39 protein-coding genes are annotated in these 25,179 nt (G+C 51.0%); 21 read left to right on the top strand and 18 right to left on the bottom strand.

Going from position 1 to position 25,179, the window contains the following annotated elements:
• Nucleotides 1-182: 182 nt before the first annotated feature.
• The 3 genes from AF331_RS12370 to AF331_RS12360 form a co-directional block, all read right to left on the bottom strand.
• Nucleotides 183-728 carry a hypothetical protein gene (locus AF331_RS12370; protein ID WP_160316532.1) on the bottom strand — a complete coding sequence of 182 codons (546 nt, stop codon included), beginning with the start codon at nt 726-728 and terminating at the stop codon, nt 183-185.
• 101 nt (nt 729-829) lie between these two features.
• A complete protein-coding gene (locus AF331_RS12365; RefSeq protein ID WP_053428409.1) occupies nt 830-2,674 on the bottom strand; it encodes a sensor histidine kinase in 1,845 nt (614 codons plus the stop codon).
• Nucleotides 2,671-3,351: a response regulator transcription factor gene (locus tag AF331_RS12360; RefSeq protein ID WP_053428953.1), complete on the bottom strand. Its 681-nt coding sequence runs from the start codon at nt 3,349-3,351 to the stop codon at nt 2,671-2,673. The genes AF331_RS12365 and AF331_RS12360 overlap by 4 nt, the downstream gene beginning before the upstream one ends.
• Before the next feature lie 173 nt (nt 3,352-3,524).
• Between AF331_RS12360 and AF331_RS22420 the strand changes: the two genes are divergently transcribed.
• The 4 genes from AF331_RS22420 to AF331_RS12345 all read left to right on the top strand — a co-directional run bounded on the left by AF331_RS22420 (nt 3,525) and on the right by AF331_RS12345 (nt 4,914).
• On the top strand, nt 3,525-3,701 hold the full coding sequence (locus AF331_RS22420) for a hypothetical protein (RefSeq protein WP_160316531.1): 177 nt from the start codon (nt 3,525-3,527) through the stop codon (nt 3,699-3,701).
• 59 nt (nt 3,702-3,760) lie between these two features.
• A complete protein-coding gene (locus tag AF331_RS12355) occupies nt 3,761-4,096 on the top strand; it encodes a hypothetical protein (RefSeq protein ID WP_053428408.1) in 336 nt (111 codons plus the stop codon).
• 122 nt (nt 4,097-4,218) lie between these two features.
• Nucleotides 4,219-4,554, top strand: coding sequence for a hypothetical protein (locus AF331_RS12350; RefSeq protein WP_053428407.1), 336 nt, complete (start codon nt 4,219-4,221; stop codon nt 4,552-4,554).
• A gap of 123 nt (nt 4,555-4,677) precedes the next feature.
• Nucleotides 4,678-4,914, top strand: a complete 237-nt coding sequence (locus AF331_RS12345; protein ID WP_053428406.1) for a hypothetical protein — start codon at nt 4,678-4,680, stop codon at nt 4,912-4,914.
• A gap of 126 nt (nt 4,915-5,040) precedes the next feature.
• On the opposite strand, the gene AF331_RS12340 is transcribed toward AF331_RS12345, so the two are convergent.
• Complete coding sequence (locus AF331_RS12340; protein WP_053428405.1) at nt 5,041-5,709, bottom strand: haloacid dehalogenase type II; 669 nt, start codon at nt 5,707-5,709, stop codon at nt 5,041-5,043.
• A gap of 234 nt (nt 5,710-5,943) precedes the next feature.
• On the opposite strand from AF331_RS12340, the gene AF331_RS12335 reads away from it, so the two are divergent.
• The 3 genes from AF331_RS12335 to AF331_RS12325 are packed head-to-tail and all read left to right on the top strand — an operon-like array spanning nt 5,944 to nt 8,249.
• Nucleotides 5,944-6,663, top strand: a complete 720-nt coding sequence (locus tag AF331_RS12335; protein WP_053428404.1) for a hypothetical protein — start codon at nt 5,944-5,946, stop codon at nt 6,661-6,663.
• The gene (locus AF331_RS12330) at nt 6,653-6,955 is read left to right on the top strand and encodes a replicative helicase loader/inhibitor (RefSeq protein ID WP_053428403.1); all 303 of its coding nucleotides are present in this window, start codon (nt 6,653-6,655) and stop codon (nt 6,953-6,955) included. Before AF331_RS12335 ends, AF331_RS12330 begins: the two co-directional genes overlap by 11 nt.
• Nucleotides 6,912-8,249, top strand: coding sequence for a replicative DNA helicase (locus AF331_RS12325; RefSeq protein WP_053428402.1), 1,338 nt, complete (start codon nt 6,912-6,914; stop codon nt 8,247-8,249). The genes AF331_RS12330 and AF331_RS12325 overlap by 44 nt, the downstream gene beginning before the upstream one ends.
• A gap of 81 nt (nt 8,250-8,330) precedes the next feature.
• Here AF331_RS12325 and AF331_RS12320 read toward each other — a convergent pair whose 3' ends face one another.
• Both AF331_RS12320 and AF331_RS12315 read right to left on the bottom strand, forming a co-directional pair.
• Entirely contained in the window at nt 8,331-8,753 is a 423-nt protein-coding gene (locus AF331_RS12320) for a hypothetical protein (RefSeq protein WP_053428401.1), read from the bottom strand.
• Nucleotides 8,754-8,835: 82 nt separating this feature from the next.
• Nucleotides 8,836-9,258: a helix-turn-helix domain-containing protein gene (locus tag AF331_RS12315; protein WP_053428400.1), complete on the bottom strand. Its 423-nt coding sequence runs from the start codon at nt 9,256-9,258 to the stop codon at nt 8,836-8,838.
• Between the two features lie 159 nt (nt 9,259-9,417).
• Between AF331_RS12315 and AF331_RS12310 the strand changes: the two genes are divergently transcribed.
• Nucleotides 9,418-9,651 carry a hypothetical protein gene (locus AF331_RS12310; protein ID WP_053428399.1) on the top strand — a complete coding sequence of 78 codons (234 nt, stop codon included), beginning with the start codon at nt 9,418-9,420 and terminating at the stop codon, nt 9,649-9,651.
• A gap of 239 nt (nt 9,652-9,890) precedes the next feature.
• Here AF331_RS12310 and AF331_RS12305 read toward each other — a convergent pair whose 3' ends face one another.
• The 6 genes from AF331_RS12305 to AF331_RS22750 form a co-directional block, all read right to left on the bottom strand.
• Nucleotides 9,891-10,109: a helix-turn-helix domain-containing protein gene (locus AF331_RS12305; RefSeq protein WP_053428398.1), complete on the bottom strand. Its 219-nt coding sequence runs from the start codon at nt 10,107-10,109 to the stop codon at nt 9,891-9,893.
• A 10-nt stretch (nt 10,110-10,119) separates the two neighbouring features.
• On the bottom strand, nt 10,120-10,596 hold the full coding sequence (locus AF331_RS12300; protein ID WP_053428397.1) for a DUF2975 domain-containing protein: 477 nt from the start codon (nt 10,594-10,596) through the stop codon (nt 10,120-10,122).
• A 140-nt stretch (nt 10,597-10,736) separates the two neighbouring features.
• Nucleotides 10,737-11,132 (bottom strand): hypothetical protein, encoded by a 396-nt coding sequence (locus AF331_RS12295; protein ID WP_053428396.1) that lies wholly within the window; start codon nt 11,130-11,132, stop codon nt 10,737-10,739.
• 119 nt (nt 11,133-11,251) lie between these two features.
• The gene (locus AF331_RS12290; RefSeq protein WP_053428395.1) at nt 11,252-11,899 is read right to left on the bottom strand and encodes a GAP family protein; all 648 of its coding nucleotides are present in this window, start codon (nt 11,897-11,899) and stop codon (nt 11,252-11,254) included.
• Nucleotides 11,889-12,632 (bottom strand): MerR family transcriptional regulator, encoded by a 744-nt coding sequence (locus AF331_RS12285; protein ID WP_053428952.1) that lies wholly within the window; start codon nt 12,630-12,632, stop codon nt 11,889-11,891. The genes AF331_RS12290 and AF331_RS12285 overlap by 11 nt, the downstream gene beginning before the upstream one ends.
• 5 nt (nt 12,633-12,637) lie before the next feature.
• Nucleotides 12,638-12,790 carry a hypothetical protein gene (locus tag AF331_RS22750; protein WP_053428394.1) on the bottom strand — a complete coding sequence of 51 codons (153 nt, stop codon included), beginning with the start codon at nt 12,788-12,790 and terminating at the stop codon, nt 12,638-12,640.
• Nucleotides 12,791-12,977: 187 nt separating this feature from the next.
• Here AF331_RS22750 and AF331_RS12275 point away from each other — a divergent pair, with 187 nt between their 5' ends.
• Nucleotides 12,978-13,637, top strand: a complete 660-nt coding sequence (locus AF331_RS12275; protein WP_053428393.1) for a DUF4097 family beta strand repeat-containing protein — start codon at nt 12,978-12,980, stop codon at nt 13,635-13,637.
• Between the two features lie 49 nt (nt 13,638-13,686).
• Here the strand turns inward: AF331_RS12275 and AF331_RS12270 are convergent, their stop codons facing one another.
• Nucleotides 13,687-14,139, bottom strand: a complete 453-nt coding sequence (locus AF331_RS12270; protein ID WP_053428392.1) for a VOC family protein — start codon at nt 14,137-14,139, stop codon at nt 13,687-13,689.
• A gap of 497 nt (nt 14,140-14,636) precedes the next feature.
• Between AF331_RS12270 and AF331_RS12265 the strand changes: the two genes are divergently transcribed.
• The 4 genes from AF331_RS12265 (at nt 14,637) to AF331_RS12250 (ending at nt 16,342) form a co-directional block, all read left to right on the top strand.
• Entirely contained in the window at nt 14,637-14,975 is a 339-nt protein-coding gene (locus AF331_RS12265) for a YolD-like family protein (protein ID WP_053428391.1), read from the top strand.
• A gap of 118 nt (nt 14,976-15,093) precedes the next feature.
• Nucleotides 15,094-15,282 carry a hypothetical protein gene (locus AF331_RS12260; protein WP_152915633.1) on the top strand — a complete coding sequence of 63 codons (189 nt, stop codon included), beginning with the start codon at nt 15,094-15,096 and terminating at the stop codon, nt 15,280-15,282.
• A gap of 4 nt (nt 15,283-15,286) precedes the next feature.
• Nucleotides 15,287-15,718 carry a GNAT family N-acetyltransferase gene (locus AF331_RS12255; RefSeq protein WP_053428389.1) on the top strand — a complete coding sequence of 144 codons (432 nt, stop codon included), beginning with the start codon at nt 15,287-15,289 and terminating at the stop codon, nt 15,716-15,718.
• A 42-nt stretch (nt 15,719-15,760) separates the two neighbouring features.
• Nucleotides 15,761-16,342, top strand: a complete 582-nt coding sequence (locus AF331_RS12250; protein WP_053428388.1) for a histidine phosphatase family protein — start codon at nt 15,761-15,763, stop codon at nt 16,340-16,342.
• A 34-nt stretch (nt 16,343-16,376) separates the two neighbouring features.
• Here the strand turns inward: AF331_RS12250 and AF331_RS12245 are convergent, their stop codons facing one another.
• On the bottom strand, nt 16,377-16,661 hold the full coding sequence (locus AF331_RS12245) for a hypothetical protein (RefSeq protein WP_053428387.1): 285 nt from the start codon (nt 16,659-16,661) through the stop codon (nt 16,377-16,379).
• Nucleotides 16,662-16,775: 114 nt separating this feature from the next.
• On the opposite strand from AF331_RS12245, the gene AF331_RS12240 reads away from it, so the two are divergent.
• The 3 genes from AF331_RS12240 to AF331_RS12230 all read left to right on the top strand — a co-directional run bounded on the left by AF331_RS12240 (nt 16,776) and on the right by AF331_RS12230 (nt 18,322).
• Nucleotides 16,776-17,642: a GNAT family N-acetyltransferase gene (locus tag AF331_RS12240; RefSeq protein ID WP_053428386.1), complete on the top strand. Its 867-nt coding sequence runs from the start codon at nt 16,776-16,778 to the stop codon at nt 17,640-17,642.
• Nucleotides 17,643-17,779: 137 nt separating this feature from the next.
• On the top strand, nt 17,780-17,986 hold the full coding sequence (locus AF331_RS12235; protein WP_053428385.1) for a hypothetical protein: 207 nt from the start codon (nt 17,780-17,782) through the stop codon (nt 17,984-17,986).
• 90 nt (nt 17,987-18,076) lie between these two features.
• Nucleotides 18,077-18,322 (top strand): hypothetical protein, encoded by a 246-nt coding sequence (locus AF331_RS12230; protein WP_053428384.1) that lies wholly within the window; start codon nt 18,077-18,079, stop codon nt 18,320-18,322.
• A gap of 35 nt (nt 18,323-18,357) precedes the next feature.
• On the opposite strand, the gene AF331_RS12225 is transcribed toward AF331_RS12230, so the two are convergent.
• Nucleotides 18,358-18,819: a hypothetical protein gene (locus tag AF331_RS12225; protein ID WP_053428383.1), complete on the bottom strand. Its 462-nt coding sequence runs from the start codon at nt 18,817-18,819 to the stop codon at nt 18,358-18,360.
• 144 nt (nt 18,820-18,963) lie between these two features.
• Between AF331_RS12225 and AF331_RS12220 the strand changes: the two genes are divergently transcribed.
• The 3 genes from AF331_RS12220 to AF331_RS12210 are packed head-to-tail and all read left to right on the top strand — an operon-like array spanning nt 18,964 to nt 21,642.
• Nucleotides 18,964-19,527, top strand: a complete 564-nt coding sequence (locus AF331_RS12220; RefSeq protein ID WP_053428382.1) for a class I SAM-dependent methyltransferase — start codon at nt 18,964-18,966, stop codon at nt 19,525-19,527.
• Nucleotides 19,528-19,552: 25 nt separating this feature from the next.
• Entirely contained in the window at nt 19,553-20,236 is a 684-nt protein-coding gene (locus tag AF331_RS12215; protein WP_053428951.1) for a response regulator transcription factor, read from the top strand.
• Nucleotides 20,233-21,642 (top strand): sensor histidine kinase, encoded by a 1,410-nt coding sequence (locus tag AF331_RS12210; RefSeq protein ID WP_053428381.1) that lies wholly within the window; start codon nt 20,233-20,235, stop codon nt 21,640-21,642. The genes AF331_RS12215 and AF331_RS12210 overlap by 4 nt, the downstream gene beginning before the upstream one ends.
• Nucleotides 21,643-21,687: 45 nt before the next feature.
• Here the strand turns inward: AF331_RS12210 and AF331_RS12205 are convergent, their stop codons facing one another.
• On the bottom strand, nt 21,688-22,473 hold the full coding sequence (locus tag AF331_RS12205) for a class I SAM-dependent methyltransferase (protein WP_053428380.1): 786 nt from the start codon (nt 22,471-22,473) through the stop codon (nt 21,688-21,690).
• Between the two features lie 55 nt (nt 22,474-22,528).
• Entirely contained in the window at nt 22,529-23,356 is an 828-nt protein-coding gene (locus tag AF331_RS12200) for a TrmB family transcriptional regulator (protein ID WP_053428379.1), read from the bottom strand.
• 127 nt (nt 23,357-23,483) lie between these two features.
• Here AF331_RS12200 and AF331_RS12195 point away from each other — a divergent pair, with 127 nt between their 5' ends.
• Entirely contained in the window at nt 23,484-24,107 is a 624-nt protein-coding gene (locus tag AF331_RS12195) for a LysE family transporter (protein ID WP_053428378.1), read from the top strand.
• 45 nt (nt 24,108-24,152) lie between these two features.
• On the opposite strand, the gene AF331_RS12190 is transcribed toward AF331_RS12195, so the two are convergent.
• The gene (locus AF331_RS12190) at nt 24,153-24,569 is read right to left on the bottom strand and encodes a VOC family protein (RefSeq protein ID WP_053428377.1); all 417 of its coding nucleotides are present in this window, start codon (nt 24,567-24,569) and stop codon (nt 24,153-24,155) included.
• A 217-nt stretch (nt 24,570-24,786) separates the two neighbouring features.
• Between AF331_RS12190 and AF331_RS12185 the strand changes: the two genes are divergently transcribed.
• Nucleotides 24,787-25,038: a hypothetical protein gene (locus tag AF331_RS12185; RefSeq protein ID WP_160316530.1), complete on the top strand. Its 252-nt coding sequence runs from the start codon at nt 24,787-24,789 to the stop codon at nt 25,036-25,038.
• Nucleotides 25,039-25,179: the final 141 nt, after the last annotated feature.

The raw sequence follows: 25,179 nt of genomic DNA, 5'->3' as shown, positions 1-25,179 counted from the left end.
GGTATAAAACCTTGGAGTGTAGAGTGGATACATATAAACATTGAATGGATAGAGAGCGAAAATTCGGAGATAGAGGTGGAAAGGGGGGATGAATTGAATAAAACGAACGAGCGTAGTTATGGAACACCTGATTTACTGCAATAAAAAAGGAGGAGACTTTTTTAAGTCGTCCTCCTTCTATGTTAGAAGTCTATTTTTACATTGTGCTCTTCTTCAAAGTCCATGTTATCCCATGAAAAAGCGTAAAGGATCATTTCGAGATTTTCTTTTAGCTCAGGAATCTCTTTTCCTTCGTCATAGCTTTGAATGGTAAGGATAGCATCGGCTTTCTTGCCACCTGAAATTTCTTGGCTCATGCTGAGCATTCCCTCATCGACCATCTTGCCGTCAGCGGAAACTTCCCTTGCTTGAATTTCGATGGTATCATCACGTTTATTTTCAACCTCGAACATGACCTCAATGGTATCACCAAACACATCGTCTTTTTTCTTTTCCACAGAAATCAAGGTTGCTTTGATGTTTTCTGTGTCAGCGATTTCCTGGTTAAGCTTCTTAGGCTCTTCCTTTTTGGTTTCTTCCTTATTGGTTTCGTTCTCGGATTTTTCACTGGAATCGACAGACTTTGGTTCCTTCGTTTCCGTTGCGCCACAAGCTCCCAAGAGCAGGGCAACAAGTACGACTACTAAGAATTTTTTCATACTTACGCACCTCCCAAAAGATTGTAACACATGATTCATCCTTTTGTATCAGTTTATTTACAAATAAATCATTTAGATTACAACCCCTTGGAGGAGAGCTATTTGTACGCAACAGAGCAAAGGTTTGGCAGCTACATCTGTTTCAACGTAAACGAAAAACAAACGCCGCGGTCCGTGTTCTGAGCGTAATACTCTGCGTCATGGAGCTTCAGGATGTTCTTTGCGATGGCGAGTCCGAGGCCGGTGCCGTCTTTGGCACGTCCGGCTTTCTTCTCTTGATAGAACTGGTCCCAGATCCTCTTTAGCTGGGTTTCTTCGATGGGCTCGCCTTCGTTGATGATGCTGATCCGCACGTGGCCGCCTTCGGGATGGGCTTCGATGGTCACTTGTCCTGCTGCCGGTGTGTGCTTGATGGCGTTTGACAGGAGGTTGCTGAGCACCTGCTCGATGCGGTGCTGATCGGCGAGCACGGTGACGTCTGCCACGTCCATGTGAATCTGGAGATCTTTCTCCTGGATCTTCATCATGAGCTGGTTGAACACGTTTTGGATCGCCTCTTTGACGGGGAACGCATCCGGTTGGAGCTGGAAGGTGCCGGACTCGTACTTGGCGAGCTCGAGCATGTCGACGATGAGCCGGTCCATCCGGCTCACTTCCCGGTTGATGGCTTCAAAATAGTGATCCGTGCGGTCCTTGGCAAGGCCGTCCTGTAAGATCGCCGTGCAGCTCTGGATGATGCTGAGGGGCGTCTTCAGTTCATGGGACACACCGGCGATGAAGTTCTTGCGCGTATGTTCGAGCTGCTTTTCCTTTTGGATCTCATGCTGCAGCTGGTTGATATGGCGGTGGAGGTTGTCGGATAGATTGTTGATGCTCTCCGACAGCTCGCCGATCTCATCGGAGGTCTTGATCGGGATGCGCTGCTCGAACTGAAGGTTGGCCATGTCCTTTGCCGTCTTGTTGATGTTCACCAAGGGTTGTGTGATCTTTTTCGAATAATAGAAAGATCCGAGGAGGGCCAGGATGACCGCTCCGATGATCACGTAGATGTAATAATCCTTCAGCATTTCCATCGCCTCATCAATCGGCTGGAGAGACGTCATCGAGATGAAATAAAGGGGTTTCCCGTCTTCATCCAGCTTCTTGTCTACGAGGATCTTATAGGAGACGCCATTCCGCTCATAGCTCTTCGGGGAGGACTCGACGGGATCGTGACCCGGGCGGAGGAGCAGATCGGCCTGAAATGCTTTGACCTGCTCCAGGAACACGCGATTCGATAAAACCGGGTTCATCTGGAACGGGTATTGTTCAGGTGTCTGGGTGGCATCGACCTTCCCGTACAGGATCTTCTTCTTGAGGGATTGGTCCCGTGTGTGATCGATCCTTTCGTCGAGGACCCGGTTCCGCATATAGTCCATGTAGCTGTCGATCCCGCCGTCGAAGATCTCGAAGGGGCTCTCCCGGTTGTTCAGGTGATGTTCTTTATCCACGACCATTTCGTAAGGATACAGCTCGTCGCCTTTTGCAATCGCCTTGACCTCAAGGACGTGATCCCGGTAGTTTTCAAGGGCTTCGAGGATCGACGTATCAGATAGCGAGTTTTCGAGATAGGCCAGGGGGATCGTGTACTCCTGGTCCATATTGGCCACGATGCCGCCTTCCTCGACGAATCCACCCGTGATCGTGAGGGTGTAGTCTTCAAGGGTCTTCACATAGCCCTTTTCATCGAGGACGGTGATCCAGGCATTCGTCTCCTGATGGAAGCTGCGTTCCAGCTCATGGTTCGCCCGTTCCCCGTCGTCGAGCTTCAGGTATTCCTTCTGGAACTCATCCATGGAATCGGAGAGCTCGCCGATCTTGCTCGATTCATAATACTCATCGAAGAAAAGCGTCTGGCCGATGTAGATTCCCCCGACCATCAGCATGCACAGGGCAAGGGTCAGGAAGAAGAGCTTGAGGAAGAGGCGGCTCTTCATACCAGTCCCTCAAACTTGTAACCGGCCCGTACGATCGTCTTGATCATCCCGGCGCATGCCCCGAGCTTCGAGCGCAGGTTCCGGATGTGGGTATTTAGGGACCGCTCATCCCCTTGGTATTCATAGCCCCAGATCTTGATGATCAGCTGCTCCCGGGAGATGACCATGTTCTCATTGAGCATGAGGTATGACAGGATTTCGAACTCCGTATGGGTGAGGGAGACCTCTTCACCTGCCACCTTCACCGTGCGCGCCCCGAGGTTCACCTGCAGACCGCCCGTCGTCAAGGCGTCATCGTCCTTTGTAGCAGGCTGGGTGCGCTGCTGGAGGAGGCGCTTGGCACGCGCCAAGAGGATCTTCGGGCTGTAGGGCTTCGTCACATAATCATCCGCCCCGAGCTCGAATCCTAGGATCGTATCCTCCTCATCGGACCGTGCCGTCAGGATGATGATCGGCACCGACGACTGCTCCCGGATCTGCCGGCACACGTCCCAACCGTCACGGCGGGGCATCATGATATCCAATACGATCAGATCAACGGAGTGGCACCCGAAGAGCTCCAGCGCCTCCTCTCCGTCGCCGGCTTCCAGCACCTCATACCCTTCATTCACAAAATAATTCTTACTGATTTCCCGGAGGATCTCTTCATCCTCTGCGATTAACACTGTCTGTTTCATCCTATCTAAACCTTTCCGGATCTTGTTTACCGTTCCAAATTCCACCTCATTATAAGCTTCTTGGGGGGAGGATTCAAATCTTCATTCAGAAGGATGCCGCCCCTTTTCCCTTCATTTTCTTCCAGTTACATGGTAAAGTTTGGGTATATGAAACAGAGGGGAGCGTGCATGATATGGTCACATGGTTAGTCACCATCTTGATTCCACTTGGACTCATCACCCTGGTTGTCATCCGGAAGAGAAAGAAGCACCCTTCGACCCGATTTATGATCTGGTGGATTGCTGCCGTCACGGTGTGGGGCGTGATCAGCATCAATCTGGTGCCTTGGTTGATTGGTAGAGTGCTATAGGTGGTGTGGGCGTAGATGGATCTAACGCTCTAGCAAGTGAAAGAGGGGAAGGTGATAGGGTGAGTAACGGATCATCAACTGAAAATATGACCATTCGCAACAAATTCCTGGCCTTCGTACTCGTGCCGATGATCATGTCAGCAGGGGCGGGCATCCCTTATCTGGTCTACTCATTTGGAGATATCCACGGCCAGAGCGTTTTGGCCCTGATTGCGACACCTTTTCTTTACTGTGTGTTGTATCAACCCATTTTTGATAAGGATGAATGTATGAATGTGTATGGGACCGATGGAGACTTACGTTTAAAAGAGAGGCTCAAGAAATATAAAGGAACTTTGATGAAATATTGTATGGTCACGGCCATTACAGCTTTTTTTGCGATAAACATGCATTGAGGGAAGAACGTAAGGGAAGATGGTATGGAACCTGTCATACTTTTACAAAGTATCCTGTTAGTTAATGATTCCGAGACGATCATAAAGTCCAACCATAGCTTTAGAGAATAGAAGGTGCTGACTTGAATTCGGAGACAAAATTAGATGTCCTGTCCAAGTGGAATAAAGTAACGGCATATGTAATCATCCCGGTAATCATTTCGATTATGTCAGTCACGATCTATAGTGGAATCGTCCTTTTTGAACCCAAGCTTGAAGTCGCCATTCTTATGGTGATGATTGTCTTTGGCATGTGTGATATCTACATGCCTGTAAAAGAAAAACATGTTATGTTGAAGGTCTTTTATGAAGATGGACATTTAAACATGTACAAGAAACTAGTTACAAATAAAAGGATATTGATATCGTACATCCACGCATTATTATTTCCCGTCTTGGTTGCGCTCCTCACACACTAATTGCATGAAAATAATCCTTAGGAAAAGCTGCGATCTTCATTATTTTTCTTCTGAATCCGGGAAATGGGCGGACTGTACGCATAGGTATAGGTTAAAAGAAAAATCCGAAAGAGGGGTCAACGCATGAACGAAACAGGAGGAAAGACATTCACGACGATTGTAGGCTGGGTGGCTGCGGTTGCGGCCATGTTGTTGGCGTCCATGGTGCTTGCGCTGGTTGCACTGGTGGCTGGGTTTATCCTCTGGCATCACTTCAGGGACCGGAAGATGGGGGGAGCCCTGATGATTGCTTCTGTTCTCAGTGTGGTGCTGGCATACGCGATTGGGTTTTTATTGGTTTATATGTTGAGTGTGAGTTGATGCAGGGAGTAAGGGATGATTATGGAATTGGATCATAGCGAGGTTGTAAAGTAAGACGGTAATGAATTGTATCTGTTTTCCTGTAACGCATAAAAAGGATCCGATAGCAGCATCGGATCCTTTTACTTATTTCCACTCAAGAATGCCTGTTAAATCGTCATACTCCGCATCCGGCTCTAGTCCGAGCTGTTCTGTCGGGGCATGGCCGCGGTTGATCCAGGCGGTGTGGAAGCCGAAGTTCTTGGCGCCGGAGATGTCCCAGCCGTTGGAGGACATGAAGAGCACTTCCTCGCGTTTCACGTCGAGCTCCTTGAGGGCATGGGTGTAGGCGGCGGGTGCGGGCTTAAACTGCTTGACGTCATCGACGCTCAGGACCGAGTCGAAATGGTGAGCGAGACCGGCGTTTTCGATCAGGCTATCGAGCATGTGCTGTGTGCCGTTCGACAGGATCACGAGCTCCTTGTCCTTCAGCTCTTGGAGGACGCCCTCGACTTCAGAGTAGTGGGTGAGGTGCGTGTAGGCGTCGATCAATTCGTTTTCTGCTTCCGTCGTCCATTGGGCTCCGTTTTCCATGAGGGCATAGCGGAGGGACTCGCGGGTGACCGTGACGAAGTCTTCGTACGTGCCCATCACTTGTCTCAGGAAGAAATAATCGAGCTGTTTTTTCCTCCACGATTGACTGATGGCTTCGCCTTTGTCGGGGAAGTGTTTGTTGCACGTATCCTGCACGGAATGGACGTCGAAGAGTGTGCCATAGACGTCGAATATGAATGCTTTGATGGTTGGTTTGGTCATGGGGATCGGCTCCTTTGGTGTAATACTTCTATTTTTCCCTGTTTGGTTGGTGCTAAACAAAGTCGGATCTGGATGACGGCTATGGTACAGGACGAACTTTCAGGCTGAAATCGAATACCGCTTCTTACCCTTTTCTTCCGTGGAAAAGGCTTTTTTTCGTCCACCGTACCCATTTCGGCAAGTTGAGCCTATATACAGAGTAGATACATATGTTGAAATGGGAGTGGTGTGGAGATGGAAGGTTGGAGTAAGTTTGACAATGAGATCGTGGAGATGAATGTGTTCCATCATCAGGCGGATATGCGGATCTTCATCTGGCTGCTGACGCATGTGACGTTCAAGGCCGGGTTGCGCGTGGGGGAAGTGGAGCTGTCTTCGAGGCAGTATGTGACGTCGCTGAAGCAGCTCCAAAAGGATCTGTGGTTTTATGACGGCCGGAAGAAAGAGGTGTATTCCCTGTCCAGGATCCATCGATCCATCAAGCGCTTGGAGAAGGTGGGGATTCTGACGACTGAAGCGTTTGCCTATGGATTGATCATCACGCTCCGTGCCCCTGAGCATTGGGGGGCTTCTTTGCGAAATGGACGTGAAATGGATGTGAAAGGGATGCGAAATGAATGTGAAAACATAAAGAAGATTGTAAAGAAAGAGAAGATTGTGAAGAGATTGATGAGTACGCGTAAGCTGCAGGAGGTGACGGACTTTTTCATCCTGAAGCGGGGGAAGGGGCTCAGCGTTTCACCTGCTGACTCCATGGCACTGGAACGACTGTGTGAAAAGGAATCCGAAGAGGAATTGATGGCGTTCATGGAGGCGTTATTTGCCGAGAAGGGGGCGATCAACAGCGCCATCTACATCGAGAAGGTGTGGGAGTCACGGAAGGAAAAGGGCGATACCGTGATGGCGAAGTTCCACGAATTGTTCGATGATGTGGTCCCGCACCATGACGCGTGATGAACTGGGGAAGGTGTTGAAGAGGATGCAGGCGGCCTATCCGAATCAGCCCTTTTCGCGGTCGATGCTGGAGGTTTGGGCGGAAGAGCTGAAGGGATGCACGTATGACCGGGTGCAGCAAAGGCTGACGGTGCACATTCGTGAAAGCCGATTTTTACCGAGCGTCAGTGAATTGTACGAAGAGCCTGTCGAGGAGACGCGCCTGAAGGACATGATCTTGAAATGGGAAAAGGAAGGGGCGGAACGCATTGAACAGTGTAAGGGATATCGAGCAGTACCACCCTGGGAATGAGGAAAAGCTGCTGCGTCAGATCCTTGAGGCAGAAAGCATGATCCTTGGGGCCGTGCTACTGGAGCCGGGTGTAATCGGGGACATCACCTTGGAGGAGAAGCATTTCAGTCAATGGCATAACCGGAGGATCTTCGCCGCCATGCGGGCGGTTGAGGAAAAGGGGCTGGATGTCAACCCGGTCACCCTCGTGGACGAGCTGCGGGAAGATGTGGAGCAGGTCGGCGGGGTGCAGTTCCTCTTGGAGCTTGCGGCCCATTGCCCGACGGCGGCGAATGTCGCCCACTTCGAATCTCTCGTCCTGAAGCAGTATGAGCTTTCACTCATTCGAGACTCGGCTCATGAGTTCCTCCGGGACTACACGCCGGAATCGGCCCATGATCTGTACAAGGCGCTTGGGAGCATGAAGACCCATATGACGCATCAGGAAGAGTCGAAGAAGGAATTGATGGTGGAGCTCTATGAATCTCTCTATCATGAGCGGGAAGGATTGCCGGGTGTCGCGACGGGGTTCGAATCCCTCGATGCTCTTACCGGGGGCTGGAAGGAGGGTGAGCTCATCATCCTGGCGGCGCGCCCGTCCATGGGGAAGACCGCGTTCGCGATCCAGCTCGCGTGGGAGTGCATCAAACAAGACGGCGTCGCCCTCACCTTTTCCCTGGAAATGTCGTCGCGTCAAGTGATGCAGCGCCTGCTCTCAAGCCTTACGGGCATCAATATGATGAAGTGGAATAACCCTTATAAGTACTTGACCGTCGACGAAATGCCCAAGATGCATGCAGCCCTTAACGACGTGTACAAATCGGACTTCGAGCTGTCGCAAAATGGGATGATCACCCTCCAGGAGATGAGGCAGCAGATCTTCACCCTGAAACAGGAGCATCCCGACAAGCCGTTCCTCGTCCTCATCGACTACCTCCAGCTCATCACGGTGAAAGGACGGTTCGACCGCCACGATCTCGCCATCGGGTACATCACGAAGGAGCTGAAGGGAATGGCCAGGGAATTCGGCATCCCGATCATCCTCCTCTCCCAGCTGTCACGGGGCGTCGAATCCAGGGAAGACAAGCGTCCGCGCCTCACCGACCTCCGCGACTCCGGCAACATCGAGCAGGATGCCGACGTCGTCCTGTTCCTCTACCGTGATGACTACTATCACACCGACACGAAGAGCGGGAGGGAAGTGGAAATCAAGATCGCCAAGAATCGTAACGGTCCGGTGGGGACGGTGAAGGTGGAGTTTATGAAGGAGTTTGGGCGGTTTGTGGGGAAGAAGGGGAGAACGATGGAGCACTAAAAGAGACCCTGAAAACAGGGCCGCAGCTAGTTGAAGCTATTGGCGAATTCCACCATCTCGCGTTGATTCGTGACAACCGGTTCACTGGTGGATGTCGTACGTGAGCCCGCCGCTGATAAATGACAGGGTGTGATGAGGCGGATCCTCCCTGTAAAAGGCTTTGACACCGTTCTTCAGAGTGACAACAACCGCATGGCTCTTGTTGAGGGATGACCGGCTGCCGATGGTGACCCGGATATGGGCATGGTTGACCGTGTTGAACCACTGGAGGGTCAGTGTGTCAGGCGAGGCTTTCCCCAGTGCGATCGTGGCGTGAAATGGGGGACGGGGGAGCTTGACCTCCATCTGTTGCTGATCTTCGAACGCGGCAACGGCATCCTCGATCTCTATGTATCCGTCTTCCCGCATGTCTTCAAGCAGAGCCTGTTCAGGCGTGGATATTCCTGCAACAGTATGAGGATGGATGAAACCTAATAAAATGGAGAGAACATACCACATTTTCATTCGTCATACCTCGTCCCTTTTTTCGTATAGGATGTCTTTTCTCCATAAAAAAATACGCCCTGCACATGGGGCGTATGGTTGATCAATCAAGTGAAAGGCCGGAAGCCTTCAACACGTTCTTCTTATACATCTCTTTGACGGCCAGGGGCATCTTGCGTTCGTTCACCCATTCGTCTTTGAGCATCAGATACTCTTTGCGCATCTCTTCAGGAAGGACCACCTCATAGAGGTCGCTCAGGCGCGTGACCTTCAAGGCTGCCATGATAGAAAAGAGCTGAGTTTTATTGATGGTGGTTCCCTTTCCATTTACCATTTCGGAAATCGTTCCGACCCTCATCCCCGTCATCTCGGCCAGCTGCTTCTGTGTGACGCCCCGCTCTTTTAACAGCTCATCAAGCTTCACCACAAAGTGAGCCCCGCTCAGTTCTTTCGCCGTATCTATCACAACACTGTTCATCATGCTGTGGCCGCCTTCAATCAATGTATCCACTTCAATCTTCTTCATTTCTTCTGTCTCTCCAATCGATGTTCAATTCCCTTTGCCGGAGCTTATCATACCAATAGACTCCTGAATATGCCACTGATGGGATTGAAGGGAGGGTGGATACAATTTTTGTCAAAAGGTGTATAGTGGAGGAAAACGAAAAAGGAGAGGGGGCAAAACATGTTCTTCAGAAAGATGACGGAGGAAGAAAAGAGGAATTCAACAAAAGCGAGTGGGACGGCCTTCTCCATTTTATTGATCGTTCTGTTGGGGCATTCCGTTTATACGTATGTACAGACGTCCGAGACAGGGGCTTCATTCATAATCATGCTGGTGGGAGTGGCTGTGTATTTTGGGAGTGATTTTCTTTATAACATGCGATCTAAGTGGCGGGATAGAGGGGAGAAGGAGTAGGCATAAGGTAGCAAGAGATACCTATCTTATGAGAACTAGATAGTAGAAAGGATGATTCTATGTTCGAAACGATTGTCGCTGTTTTAGGTATCTTACTCTTTCTTGGATTATGCATAGGTTTGGTATACTGGGCAGTAAAGAAGTTATTCAGCATGTACTCTTAAAGGCTATGAATAAACGATTGCATACATAATAGAGAAAAACGCCCTCTTCCGTTTGGTAGGAAGAGGGCGTTTTTTTCAGGATGTTTCGTCTTCTTTCACATACTCCAGAATATCCCCAGGCTGACAGTCCAGCGCTTTGCAGATGGCTTCAAGCGTGGAAAGTCTGATGGCTTTGGCTTTCCCGTTCTTCAGGATGGAGAGGTTGGCCATGGTGATGCCGACTTTCTCGGCCAGCTCCGTGACACTCATCTTCCGTTTGGCCAGCATGACGTCGATATGAATGATGATTCCCATCGTATCCCCCTCACACCGTCAAATCATTTTCAGACTTAATGAAAATGGCTTCACGTAATAGTTTTTGGAGGACGGCAGCGAATACCGCGATGACGAGGGAGGCGAAGATCGGGACGAGTCCAAGGATGATCAGCCCCGGTGCATCATCCTTATCAGCCATCATGAAGACGAACGGCAACGCGGCAACGTAGAGAACGCTGACCGAGAGCGCATACCGTTTGATTTTCTTCAGGATCGTCACGGAGCGATCGGAGAACGCCTCTTGGCGATCGATGAGCCCAAGGAGCGAAAAGGACTGGACCAGTGCCATGATGAAAGGGATCACGGTGATATAGATCAGCACAACGGCTGGATAGAGTAATGGTGCGTACTCCGGATCGGCCGGATTCCTGACCAACTGGACAGCCCCTGCGACGCATATAGCGAGGACGGGGATGCCCATGCAGAACAGAACGACCTTGAGGAATAGTGTTGAACCTTGTTTCATGCAGGTCACCTCTTATGGTTTCTTATAGATGAATGTATCATCTTGTTTATTGAATTACAATAAATAATTGTTAATACAAGATAAAAAAGAGCAACCTCTGCTTTATCATGCAACGGTTACTCCTGTTTCGTTGATGTGTTTTACTTTTCATGGGTGTAGGTCAATTCTTTTGAACCCGTTTTGTAGCTGAAATCAATTTCTTTCTGTTCAAGGAGAGCTTTATCCTCAGATAAAAGGATAACCGAGTATCGTTCGTCACTCTCTATTTGGATTGGGAGGGAGGCTAGTTTTCGAATGTTGTATTCTTCAACGGAGTTCTTATCCCGATCATCTATTATATAAGCATCGTTGAGTTCTACGTTCCCGGCAGTGATCGATTTGAGTACCGTCCCTTTTCCGATGTTCTTAGGAGTAAACTGCACCTTCATATAGTAAGTGGATGGGGGATCCTTATACTCGGTTATTTCATGTATATCGAATGCGTCCTCCTTGCCACAGCCTGCCATCAGAACCAGTCCGATGATGAAAAAAAGCATCAATGATCTTTTCAAAGGAACACCCCGTTTTTGTTCATTATACAATATTTAGAAAAAAAGATGCGTAGATTTTCATTTATAGAGGGGAGGTGCCGGGATGACGTTCAGTTTCAACTATCCTAGATTGTATTCAATATCAACACCACGCCCACAATACACATCACCCAGCTCAGAGCCGAATTCGAATGCTCCGCAAGCTTCAACCTCAGTTTCTCCAAAGGTCCCTCCAGCCACTTTCCCATCAGACGATAGCCAATGAAAATCAATATAGCCGGCAACACCATGATGAAGGTATAAATGATCAGGGTGGGGAGCCAGAGATACAGGGGGACTCCTTCCGACGTCATGAGCCCGATGGCCGCGAAATATGGGAATGCGGTGCCGGCTTCGATGAGGAAGGTGGTGAGGCCGATGATGGTGATCGACAGGAGGCTTTCCGTTTTCGGCAGCGGGATGGTGCGCTTCTTGTTGGTGGGGATGAAGAAGCTTGCGATGAAGAGGATCACGCCGATGGCGAACAGGGTCCTGCTGACGATGACATGCTCGGTCAGTGAGCTGAAGGCGTCGAGTATGGATGTGAAGCCGAGCATCATGACAATGCCGAGGACCACGTAAAGGATGGCCACGGTGGACAGGTAGACGAAGAGACGGGATGCTGTCCTTGGTTGATTGCCTAAAAGCAGATAAAGGGTGACGCCGATGATCGTCGGGCTCAGGGTGTCGAGGAGGGCCAGGCCGCCGAGGTAGAGGAGGAGTTCAGTTCCCATCCGTTTCCTCCAGATAGAGATCGTACGCTTCGGCCATCAGCTTGAGGACCTCCTGATCGACGGGATAGAGGCGGTGTTCTTCGGATTTCTCGGGGCACATGCGGATCTCCCAGAGCTGGTCGAGGAACGCATCTTCTCCGTCGAAGTCCAGGGTGCGCTTCTCGTCCATGCGGCGGATGATGCCCTGGATCCTGGGGTGGGATGGCCCGAGGTCCATATACTTCTTGAGCTGGCCGAGGAGGGCGATCCACTCGAGGGAATCGGGGTCGGTGCTGTTCATATTCGGCAGGCGCTCGAGGACGCGTTCGTCATGCACATCCCAGTCATCCCGCGACTTCAGGAGGGAGTCCTTCTTGCCCCTGGCATACAGGCTCATGATCTTCGAGATTTGGAATTCCTCCCCGTCGATTGCGAGGCCGTTCATAAGCTCGCGCAGGGATTTCTCAATATCGGACAACCTATCCTTTTCATTGAGGACATACGACAGCTGTTTCTTCAGGCTCTCGGCCCAGTCCCACTCCTTCGACTCGAGGATCTCCCCGATCTCCGCCAGTTGAAAGCCGATCGACTTCAGGAACTGGATCTGTTGAAGCTTCTTCAGTTCCGCCGATGTATAGAGGCGGTGCCCGCCGTCCGTCTTCCCTGCAGGAATCAGCAGGCCGATCTGATCATAATAGCGTAGCGTCCGCACCGACACCCCGCTCATCTTCTTGACTTCATTGATATGGAGCACCTTCATCATTCCTCTCTATCCTTCGTCGCCATACCGGATTTCAACACGTACCCTAGACCGAGTCCCACCAGAACCCCTGGAATCGCTGCATCGAATACGAGCCCGATCCCGGCACCGGCGATGACGCATCCGTATATCACCATATCTTCTTTCTTCATTCCGAATCTCCTCCTTTTTTTCAGTATAAAAGATGACGTTACGTCACTTGCAAGAACGAAACACCTTATCAGTTGAAGGTGACGCTGCGTCATCTTCTATAATGGGCATGACGCATGGGGACGGTTCGTGTGCGCCACTTTTTTGACGCATCGGAACCGTCCCCATGCACCAAAGGAGGAAGGATCAATGAAGAAGATCATGTTGGTCATCGTGAGTGCGATGGTGCTGGCGGGATGCCGGGAAGGGTCGGAAGAGGTGCTGGTACAGAAGGAATCGGCGGGAGATCTGGGGGAAGTGGCCGTGGATTTTGCCAGTACGGATGTCAAGGTGACAGTTGGTGAGGGGGAAGAGGTGGAGACCCATATGACGGTGTATGATGGCGGTCCCGGCGTGAGCCTTGACCGGAACGGAGACCGATTGACGATCAAGGTGGACAGCAATGCCATTCGGCTGGTGAATCTGAAGAAGAAACCGTCCTTGGAAATACGGATCCCCGAGAGCTTCACGGGCACGCTCGTACTCGATGGGTCGTCCGGGAATGTATCAGGGGAAGAGCTCGGGCGGCACCGGATCGAGGTGGGAACGAGCAGCGGCGATGTGGATCTCCATGTGACAGACCTTCAGGCGCCGGTTTCGGTGAAGACGAGAAGCGGGAAGGCAACAGTGAGGTTTGAAGAGGAGAGCCCCAATTTGAAGCTAGATGTATCGACGAACAGCGGCAGCCAGTCGATCGGCGTGAACCTGGACGGGAAATCGTCCTCGAAAAAAGGCACCAGTGGGGTATCGGGGAGCGGAAGCCATGAGGTGAAGATTGAGACGAGGTCTGGTGGGGTTCGGGTGGAGTGATGGGGAAATCCTGTCCTGATGGTGCAAGGGGTCCGTCCCCATGCGCCACTCAGTGCCTTGCTTCCCACTCACTCAAGTACATCATCCCGGTCACATCCCCCCGGTTTTCAAGAGGGCAGATCAGCTCTAGGCTGTTTCCATCGGGATCGGGGAAGTGGATTTTTGCGTGGGCCATCCCGTTGTGGGCCATGACGAACGGTTCCACAGGTTCAAATCCAAATGCTTTTCGGGGGGTGCATCCGCGCTCGATCAGCCAGGGGACGGACTGCTTCAATTCCTCCAGTGATACGTGGAAGGCGATATGGCGGATGGAAGGGTGATACGCGAGTTCAACGCAATCCGTTTCCCATAGCCCGATCCAGCTTATTTCTTTCTCAATCCATATGAACGCAAGCCCGTCCCCTGCGCGGTGGGACAGTTCCAGCCCGAGTCCCTGGTAGAAGGCAATGGAGCGGTCCACGTTGCTTACGGGAAGATGGGCTTCGTATAATCCTTTGATCATGGTCATGACCTCCTTTTCTATACTGTACCTTGACGAACGGTTGGATACGACGGGCAAAAGGCCGGGTGGGCATGAGACTATTGGTGGAGGAAGCGGGGAGCCCCCCCAATCATAAAAAAGTGTCATATCAGCCGCTTGTTTCTGCTGCAAGGGATGCTTTTTGAATGACCCCTATTCTAAATGGACCACCACAGAAAGTTGCAGATGAAGTAAATAGTCAAATTCTCCCGTTAAGATCAACCTCCACTTATGTTACGATCCAGGTATAAGAAGCCAAATGAATGGGAGGGTATTTATGGAAGGTTTATATTTCTTCGGATTATTGGCTCTAGCTTTTGTTGTTGGCATTGGTTTAGTCACATTTGGAATTAAGCTGGTATATAAATTGCTCGTTCGTTAAAAACAAAAATTGGCAGCGGATAAGCCTTCTGTCTCAATACGTCTCATTTTATAAACGAACAAATGTTCGGTTATAATAACGGGCAGAGGTGATTGAAATGATAAGAGACAGAGGGAAAATCAAATGGACGTCGCTCATGCTCCCGGAGCACGTCAAGGAACTGAGGGATATATGGGAGGAATTCGAACGCGATACGAAACCAGAAGTCGACATCTTCGCCTTGAGCGAGATGGAGGAGCGGATCCGCTATGCCATGGAGTACCACCTTCTCCTGCGGATGAAGATATGGAATGAATTGAAAGGAAAATGTGAAATGAAGACAGGTACAATTCATTATCTGAATGAACGGGACCGGAATCTGATGATCGAGTGCGGTGATGAGGGGTTCGTCCGGGTACGCGTGGAGGACCTGATTTCGGTGGATGTAGTGGAGTGAAAACGGAGGGACACTTGCGGAAGCGTAAGTGTCTTTTTTTAATGGGAATTTAAAGGGGAATATCTGTGAAAATATGGTAAGGTTGTAGGGGAGTATTTTGAAAAAAGGGGGTGGCGTCGTGTTGAAGAGATTCACCATGCCAGGGAAAATCCTTTTTACGACAGGGTTCATCCTTATCGTACTCAGATGCTTTTTGTTTACAGAGCTGAATGGGTCGGTCTACTGGAAGGTGGGGCTGGTCGTGGGTGTGGTCCTAGCCATCGGTTCGAACTTCTTTACCATCAAACGGTCATCCAAGAGGAGATAGGAACATGTTAATCAAACAAATTACGCAAATTCAAGCCTGGGGTCTCCGCCACGCCGTCATGTGGCCGGACAAACCCTATGACTATATCAAGCTCCAAGGTGACGATACGGCTCTTCACTATGGACTCTTTCATGAAGACGAGTTGAAGTCTGTCATCTCCCTCTTCATCGAAGACAGCGAGTGCCAGTTCCGGAAGTTCGCCACCCTTGAAGGGGAGCAGGGAAAGGGGTACGGAAGCCGCCTGCTTGAACATGTTCTCAAGGAACTGAAAACCAGGGGCATCCGCCGGATCTGGTGCAACGCACGCACCGAGAAAGCCGGCTACTATACCCGTTTCGGTCTGCGTGAAACCGACCGCCGCTTCACCAAAGGCGGCAAATCATATGTGATCATGGAAATGGTGCATGGGGACGGTTCCCGTTCGTCACTTACATGACGCATGGGAACCGTCCCCATGCGCCACAGGAAGGGGTAGACGATGGAAATCACATTCATCCGGCACGGACAGGGTGAGCATACGCTCGATGTGCCGGGAAGCTTGCAAATGGAAGATCCGTCGTTGACGGAAGCGGGGAAAGAGCAGGCGAGGGGTCTTGCGATGGTCTTCACGGTGACGAAGGATGACCTGGTGGTGGCGAGCCCTACGCGAAGGACGTTGCAAACGGCCAGCCTGGTTGCCGGGGAATCGGGTTGCCGGCGGGTCGTCCATCCGCTGGTGTCTCCCAGGAGGTTCCCGCAGAAACCGGGGGCGGTGACCTTGCCATGCGACCTGATGTTGGACAGGCAAGTCATCAGGGAAGAGTTCCCGGAATTCGAAGTGGAGTCCGGGATGGGACAGGATATATGGACGTCCGGAATCAATACCATGCCCTCAGACAAGTTTGCGAAATGGGTGGACGTCTTTTTGAGATGGGCTGAGGATCAGGGAGCCCGTCATGTATACGTCGTATCCCATGATGGGACGATCACAGCGTACCGGGAACGCTTGAGAAAAGAAACGCTATCCAGAGCCGACTTTTTAAAAGATGGGGGATGGGTCAAAGAGGAAATAGAAGTCTGACACATCAAAAAGGCTGCCTCACAGCAGCCTGCGTTCATGCATCCTGTTCCCGGATGGTTTTCAGCCGGATCAGTAGACCAAGGGTGATGGCGACCATGACCGTGGGAAACAGGTTGGCAGTCAAAAGTCCAAATAATGGATCAGAGGGCGGCTCGACAAACGTCAGGAGCAGGAATGCCAGGATTCCGGTGAAGGAAGGCAGGACTGCCAAGGCATTCTGTGCTTTTTCACTTGGCGGAAGGTCGTTGAATAGTTTCAGGCACGAATAAAACGTTGCGAAGACGACCAGGAACAAGAGGGCCGTTTCAACGAATTGCATCTGATGTCACCTCCTATTGAAATGGTAACATAAGGGAAAAGGAGATGCGAATTCACCGGGGGTGGGAATGGGTAGCAGCGTTAGGTAAAAACGATAAAGCAAAGGGGAATGTGTGTGGAACTCAGTAAGAACGTTCGAGAAAATAAGAACTTACGTGACAGCTTCAACCAGCTTGCCGAAGATACATTCGGCATCCATTTCGGACAGTGGCATGAGAGGGGATACTGGACAGAGAAATACGTGCCCTTTTCCTTCATCGAAGGGGACCGGGTCATCGCCAACGTGTCGGTGAACCTGATCGACTTTACTATAAAAGGAGAAGAAAAGAAGGCGATCCAGATCGGGACCGTCATGACCCATCCCGACTACCGGAATCGCGGTTTATCGACGGATCTCCTAAAGAGCGTGCTGGCGGAATACCGGGATCAGGTCGACTTCGTCTATCTGTTTGCCAACCAAAACGTCTTGGAGTTTTATCCGAAGTTCGGATTCCAGGCGCAGCAAGAAACGCTGTTCAGCATGGTGCCAGGCACCGCCGGTAAAATGAACGCGAGGAAGCTTGATATTAAGGAGGAAGCAGATCGCAATCTTGCATACGGGATCGCCAGGGACAGGCTGCCGGTATCCAATCGCTTCGGGACGAAGAACACAGGTGAGCTGTTCATGTTCTATGCGCTCTATGCCTTCCCGGATAACCTCTATTATCTCGAGGAAGAAGATGCGGTGGTGATGTTCCAGCGTGACGGGGAGCGGATTGATTTGTTTGATGTCGCATGCCGCGAAAACGTGGATGTCAGAAAGATTGCCGAAAAGCTTGCAGACGGTGATACAAGGCAGATCGTCTTTCACTTCACACCGGAGGAGACGGAAGGGATGCAGACAGATGCATTCCACGGGGATGACGTGCTATTCGTCCTGCCCATGAAGAGCGGGGAAGGGATCCCCGATGGGGTGAAGCATCCGTTGACGGCGCAGGCTTGAGGTGAAGTGTCGCATGGGGACGGTTCCTATGCGTCAAAAAAGTGACGCGTCGGAACCGTCCCCATTCTCCGAAAAGGAATTATTTTCTTAATGTGGAATTATATATGTAAGGTGTTTCTGGAGTGGAGGTGAGTGATATGGACTTTCTATCCTGGTATGACTGGCTGACGCCGACGAATCCTATGGCGTCAATTTTTTTCGGGCTGATCTTCACGGTCATCGTCGGAGTGACGGTATGGTGGGATACGAGGAAGATGAGGTCGGCCTTCGTTGCGGCGTTGACGGGCATCCTGGTGACGGTGGGCGGGGTCGCGATCTTGAATGCCATTGGGTTTTATGCATGACGTGTGGGGACGGTTCCTGTGTGTCAAAATAGTGACGCATGGGAACCGTCCCCATGCGACGTCCAAAATCAGACATCGGGGGAAATGTTCATGAAGAAACTTGCGACAGGGTTGGTGCTGATCTTATCCAGTGCCATTTTATACGGATTGACGCTGATTACCGCAGCGATTTATTCCACGGTTCTTAGTCAAGAAGGATTTGGTTGGGATTCGCGCTACGGTTTATTCGGAACGGCATTTTGGAAGGTGGGAATTGTTCCGGCGATCCTTTCAATCATCTTGGCGGTAGTGGGCATCGGACTGATAGGTTCCTCTCTTTATAGGAAGAAATCATAAAATGAAGCATGGGAACAGTTCCCATGCTTCATTTTTTATGCCAAAACCCCCTGAATGTACACCAATCCCAAACAGAAGGTGTACAGTGCCGGGGGGAGGATCAGGCTTTTTAAAGCGTGAATCGGTTTGAATGTCCGGTTTTGTGCTTGGAGCCTGCGGTCGATGAGGAAGAATAACAGGGCGGCTCCCAGTGAATATGGGAGGAGTACGAGTCCGAATAGAAGATGGAGCACGCATGATAGGACTGTCTCATACCGATTGGTTGCTGAGCGGACCATGGATGCCAGCTTATCGCTTATCACCGAGGTGATGACACCGTAAATCAAGATGACGGGAAAGCTGTAGAGAAGATAAGCTGGCGTTGCGAGCGTAATGGATGAGGCATAGTCCCAGAGGGATGTGATGGGCTCTTCAAAGGGATTCGGATTCACGAGAGCCAGGATGATGGCAAAGATTGGTCCTGATATGCATGCGGACATGATTTTTCTTGGTAACATGGGTGGCCTCCAACGGTTGATGATTTGAGTGTAGCATATCCAAGTAGTGGAAATCTTAACTTTCCTTAAGATTTCCCCGTCCTTTTTCTTAAGGTCCGTCCGGTAGTCTGGTGGAAACGAGTAGAGAAGGGCGAGGAGTAGATGATGAGTGCGCTGCAGTTTGTGAAGGAGTATGTGAAACAGCCGAGGACGGTGGGGGCCGTGCTGCCGAGTTCGAAGGTGCTTGCCCGTCAGATGGTTGAGTCGATTGACTTCGACGAGGTGAGGAGCATCGCAGAGTTCGGGCCGGGTACGGGTGTGTTCACAGAAGAGATCCTGCGGAGGAAAAAGGACGGGACCGTGCTGATGCTGATCGAGGAAAATCGTGAGTTCTGTGATCTCCTCCATGACCGGTACGGTGAGCGGGACGATGTGGTGGTGATTCACGGGTCGGCAGAGGACGTGCGGGTGCATATGAAGACGTGTGGAATCAGGCAATTGGATGCGGTCGTTTCCGGGCTTCCGTTCGCAAGCTTGCCAAATGCCGTGTCACACGCTATTTTAAGAGTAACCAATCAGGTCCTCGCGCCTGGAGGCGTGTTCGTCACGTTCCAGTATTCCATGATGAAAAAGGCGCTGTTCGAGCGATACTTCGCAGGGATGGAATGGCAGCGGGTGTGGTGGAACGTACCTCCTGCCTATGTGCTTGCCGCGAGGCCGATGAAATGATGAAGAGAAAAGAGTGGACCATATGATCGGAACGACTATCCTGATCGTCGATGATGAAGCCGACATCCGGAACATGATTGCGATTTATTTGAAAAATGAAGGGTACGGGGTGCTGGAAGCGGCTGATGCCCACGAAGCATTCGGCGTGCTTGAGGAGAGCCCTGTCGACCTTATCATCCTGGACGTCATGATGCCGGGGATGAGCGGGGTGGAGGCGTGCATGACGATCCGGCAGTCGTATGATATGCCCATCATCTTCCTGTCAGCCAAGAGCGAGGATCTCGATAAGATCCATGGCCTCGCGAGCGGCGCGGAGGATTATGTGACCAAGCCGTTCAACCCCCTCGAGCTCATGGCCCGGGTGAAATCCCAGCTCCGCCGCTACAAGATGACTTCCGGGAACAGCGAACCCTCCCATCTGCTTGAAAAAGGGGATCTCACCGTCAACGAGCGGACGAATGAAGTGACCGTCGGCGGTCGCGAGGTGCGCCTCACCCCGAAGGAATTCCATATCCTATCCCTGTTGCTGCGGAATCAGGGACAGGTCTTCAGCATCGAGCAGATCTATGAAGCGGTGTGGAAGGAACCGTTCTTTAAATCCGACAGCACGGTGATGGTGCATATCACCAATATCCGCGACAAAATCGAAGAGAATCCGAAGAAGCCCTTCTATGTGAAGACCGTGTGGGGCGTGGGGTATAAGGCATGAGGTTCCTGCCCCTTAAACTGAACCTGAATGTGAGGCTCATCCTGATCTTCATCGCCTGCCTGGCCGCGGCGACGGTGACGTTTTTCCTCACGGTGTTCTATTTCACTCCCCTTGAAGACTACAGGAAGCAGGAAAGAGTCAACAATCAGGTGGAGAAGGTGCTGGCCGACTGGAAGGCGTCATTGGAAGCGGGAAACGTGAGCTTGTCTGATTCGAAGGGGATTGAAGAAGCGATCGGAACGGTGAAGGATCAGCACGAAGAGTGGGGATTCCTCGTCACCGATGCCGAGGGGGATGTGACGTACCGGACGGGGAAGCTTTACAGTGAAGATCTGCCGAAGCTCCTTGAGCAGAAGCTCCGTAATGACTATTCCAGCGGGCGTGACGAGAAGCAGGCACCCTTCATTTCCACGGCTATGTTCCAGGAAGGCTTGGGATACGTGGTCATTGAGGCCCCGTCAAGGCTCAAGGCAATCAATCCCACGACCTACAATCAACAGCTTTTACTCGCCTTTTCCCTGGCGGTCGTGGTGTTCCTTGTTCTGTTCGTGCTCTTCATGCGTCCGGTGACACGCTACATCGAGCAGATCGAATCGGGCATCGGACGGATCGTGGATCATGACTGGACGTATGAGATACCGGTGAAAGGGAAGGACGAGCTGTCCTCCCTCGCCGCGAACATCAACTGGATGACGGATCAGCTCCGGCTCCGGTTCGAGCGGGAACGGGAGCTCGAGCAGTCGAAAAGTGAGCTCATCACGAATCTGTCCCATGATCTCCGGACGCCGCTTACGTCAATCATCGGCTATCTGCAGCTGGCGAAAGACCAGAAGTCACCGGGGGATAAGGGGTATGTGGACACCACCTACCGCCTGTCCCTCAAGCTGAAGGGGCTCATGGACGAGCTGTTTGAGTACACGAAGCTCACCCATCACCAGGTTGAACTCCAGACCGATCGGGTCGATTTTGCTGCCTTGTTGCACCAGCTCGTCGGGGAGTACACCCCGATCCTGGAAGGGAAGGGGCTTCACGTGGAGATGGACGTACCGGAAGACCCCGTCCTCGTCACCGTGGACATCGAGAAGATGATCCGCGTGTTCGATAACCTCCTTTCCAACGTAGAGAAGTACAGCCTGGAAGGGACGATCAATCTCAGGATGAGAGTGGAAGGGGACCAGGTGCTCACCAGTCTCTCGAATCCATCCGACCCTGTGGACCCAGAAGAACTGCACCGGCTCTTCGACCAGTTCTACCGATTGGACGAAGCCCGCTCCACCAAGATCGCCGGCTCCGGCCTCGGCCTTGCGATTGCCAAGCGCATCGTCGAGCTTCATGACGGGGAGATCTGGGCAGAAAGTGGGGAAGGTAAGCTGACCGTGTGGGTGGCGCTGAAGGTTAGAGGATAGAATGGGAAAGGCGATGCTTCCGAGTGGAGGCATCGCCTTTTTCCTTTAGGATTCAATCTTCATTTTGACTGCCCTGGTACCGATAAACGTTTTGATATATTGATCGAGGATCCGGGTGCCACCGAAATCATCTTCATAAAATCCTGTCACCACGAATCCTGCCGCGATTTGTCCTTGGATTTGTTGTTCCAATGTATGGGCATACTCGATGGTTTGATTGGATTGGGTGTAGCTCTCCACCTCATCCTTAGGTAAATGATCCAGTGTGGAGGAAGGGATGGGGTGTCTCACGTCAAGGATACCCTTCCGTTCTTGGGTATCGTCGAAGATCCATAGTAATGGATTCGTGAAGCCGGCGATTAAGATTCCTTTGTCTTTTGTCACTCGGGCGATTTCCTGCCACACGACGTGGACGTCTTTGACAAACAGGTTGGAAACGGGGTTCACGACCATGTCAAAGGTGCCGTCGTCAAAGGCACTCAGGTCTGACATATCCCCTTGTACGGTGGTCAAGGAAAGGCCATCGCGTTTTGCTACCTTTTTGTCTTGTTCCAGCTGCTTCTTTGAAAGATCCGTAACCGTCACGTCTGCTCCAGCTGCCGCCAAAATCGGCGCTTGCTGGCCACCACCGGATGCGAGACAAAGGATTCGTAATCCCTTAATGGATTCGGGGAACCAGTGTCTCGGTACCGATTTTTCAGTGGTGACCGTGATGGCCCACTCACCGGCTTTGCTTTTCTCGATTTCTTCACTGCTGACAGGGAGAGTGTACCTCGCCCCTTCTTCGACTTTCATGTCCCAAGCGCTGCTGTTTTGTTTGGTTGTATCCAATGTGAAACCTCCTTTAGTGGAATGACAATCGGCTACTCAATGATCTAGTATGATCTCACTTTAAATAATGCTTCTTAAAATCAGGATGGATCGAAAATTTCCGTCTGAGATTCACGAGGTTCTTTCCAAACGTTTTCTCCAGCTCATCCCGGTGTTCCTTCATGATTTCCATGAGATAGAGGTCGTGGATCATGACTTCCGTGATGGGCATGACCAATCCGACGTGTCTTGTCCAGGCTGCGCGGCTGTCGGTTCCGAGGGAGACGATGCCTGCCACCACTTCCACGTCGTCGGCGCTGATGACGATCCAGTTGCCGCCGTATTCCTCCTTGATGGCAGAGCCCATGTAGTGGAGGTGGACGTGGGCAAAGTCGGATGAGATGTCCCCATAGGCGATGATGGTGACGTTGACGCCGCGAAGGGTTGCTTGTCTCAGCTCCTCTTCCACTTCCTCATATTCCTCTTCCATGACTTCAAGAAGAATCCTCGTCTGTGCGGTGGCGATGCAGTTCTTCACCTTGTCGATGATTTCGTTCCGACCGGTGATGTTCCAGATGTTATCACGATCATGGGAAGACTGTTCAAATTCCGCAAGTGATTTCTCAGCCAGCTTGAAGTGGTCATTCGCTTCCCTGCGCCGATTCTTGATGAGCTCTTTTGCCGGGATCGGGGTGTACTGAGGGGTGGTGCCCGGACTGACGAGGATATCTCCCCTTCCAGCGAGGTGATCCAAGGTCTCATAGATCCTTGATCGAGGTACGCCGGATTTTTTCGCTACGGCATAGCCCGTGAGTGGGGATTCTTCCAGGAGGGCCAGATAGGCTTTGGCTTCGTATTCGGTAAAATGCAGCTTGGTCAGTGTCTTTAAAAGGGTTTCGCTCATAGATCCTCCGTGTGCATGGGTTTATTTCTGTTAGTGTATCAAAATAGATTGATTATTTCTAATCGATTCTGGTATCCTTTTTAGTAGTTACTGTAGTAACTACTATTATCATGTTAGGAGAGGACACATGGACAACTTGCTTGCTTACATACCTGTCGCTACGCTCATGGTCGTCATTCCCGGCGCAGATACCATGCTTCTCATGAAGAACACCTTGAGTTACGGACCGAAAGCAGGACGCTTTACGGTTCTTGGCATGCTCTCGGGCCTTTCGTTCTGGACGGGCATTGCTGTTTTAGGATTATCCGTCGTGATTGCCAAATCCGTGGTTTTGTTTACCACGATTAAATACCTCGGTGCTGCCTACTTGATCTATCTCGGGATCAAAAGCCTGATCACGAAACAGATCCTTGCCGTGGATCAAATGGAACGCTCCGCAGACGTACCCATTGACCGCCGCTATCATAAAAAGTCGTTCATGCAGGCCATGCTCAGCAATGTGCTCAATCCAAAGACCGTCATCGTGTATATCACCATCATGCCCCAGTTCATCAACCTGAACGGTCATGTCAACCAGCAGTTGATCATCCTGGCCTCGATCCTGACAGGACTGGCAGCCGCCTGGTTCCTGATCCTGGTGTATGTAGTGGACTATGCGAAGAAGTGGTTGAATGATAAAAAACACCAACAAATGTTCCAAAGAGTAGCGGGGCTCCTCCTCGTCGGATTCGGAATCAAAACCGGTATATGAAAGAAGAGAGCTACCCAGCGTGTTGTGTGGGTAGCTCTTTTGCCGTTATTCCTTATGGGCAAGGTGCCGGAATGACGGACTAAGCTCGCTCCATACATCGAACGCATTGCCGTCCGGATCGTAGAAAACGAAGTTCCGCCCTGCATGGCCGCGGTCTTCGATGGCCCCGACCTCCATCCCGAGGGAGATGAAATCCCCGTGCAGGGCTTCGAGTTCCACCAATCCGTCCACCTCGAATGTGACGGAAAAGCGCTCATTTCCGCGGTGATCCGTGAAGTTCGCGCTCTCGCCTTCACCGGATTTCACGAGGAAGATGCTTTGGTTGGCGAGGTCGAGGATGGCTTTGTCGTCATCTTGGTAATTCAGCTTCGCGCCAAGATGGCGGACGTACCATTTTGCAGAACGGTTTATGTCTGTAACAGGTAGATAGATGGTGCCGATGCGGATCAGTTTTTCACTCATGGGATATCCCTCCAATACTAGTACTATTCTGGTTTGAAGATGTTAAATCCTTTTTACTCCAAAACGAGAATGCTAGGTGTTGGAAAGATAGTATACTTGGAACTAGATAGTAGACATGGATAGGAGAAAAAAGACAGTGTGGACCAGCTAGTTTTCTCATTAAGTTCATTACGATTGTGGGGAGAAATAATTGGAAAAGATACTTGCAGTAGTTGTCATGGTCCTATTACTTTATGTTGCCGGGAACGCATTTCATATCGTCTTCAAGACGTATCAAGAGGATGATGAATTTCATCACCCCACGTTGGAAATCCTTCCTGTTCATTGGATCATGGATTTTCTATTGTTCATCTCAAGAAAGCTCGCACCTGCTACATACTTTGTCGTCCTTTTCAAAACGCTCTCGTTCCTATATGGGCTGTTTATCGTGGGGGTTATCATTCTTATTTTGTCCTTTTTCTTTTTTTAGTACAATCATTTATGGTATTTTATGTTAAAATAAGAAGAAAAAGGGGGTGTCTGCATCCGATTCCTCACCAAAACAGCCATCATTCTTATTTCCATTATCCTTCTCGGCGCCTTCATCACGCTCTTCCAGGGAGGCATCGAT

Source organism: Rossellomorea marisflavi, assembly GCF_001274775.1.
Taxonomy (GTDB): domain Bacteria; phylum Bacillota; class Bacilli; order Bacillales; family Bacillaceae_B; genus Rossellomorea; species Rossellomorea marisflavi.
This window is presented reverse-complemented; position numbering and strand designations above follow the sequence as displayed.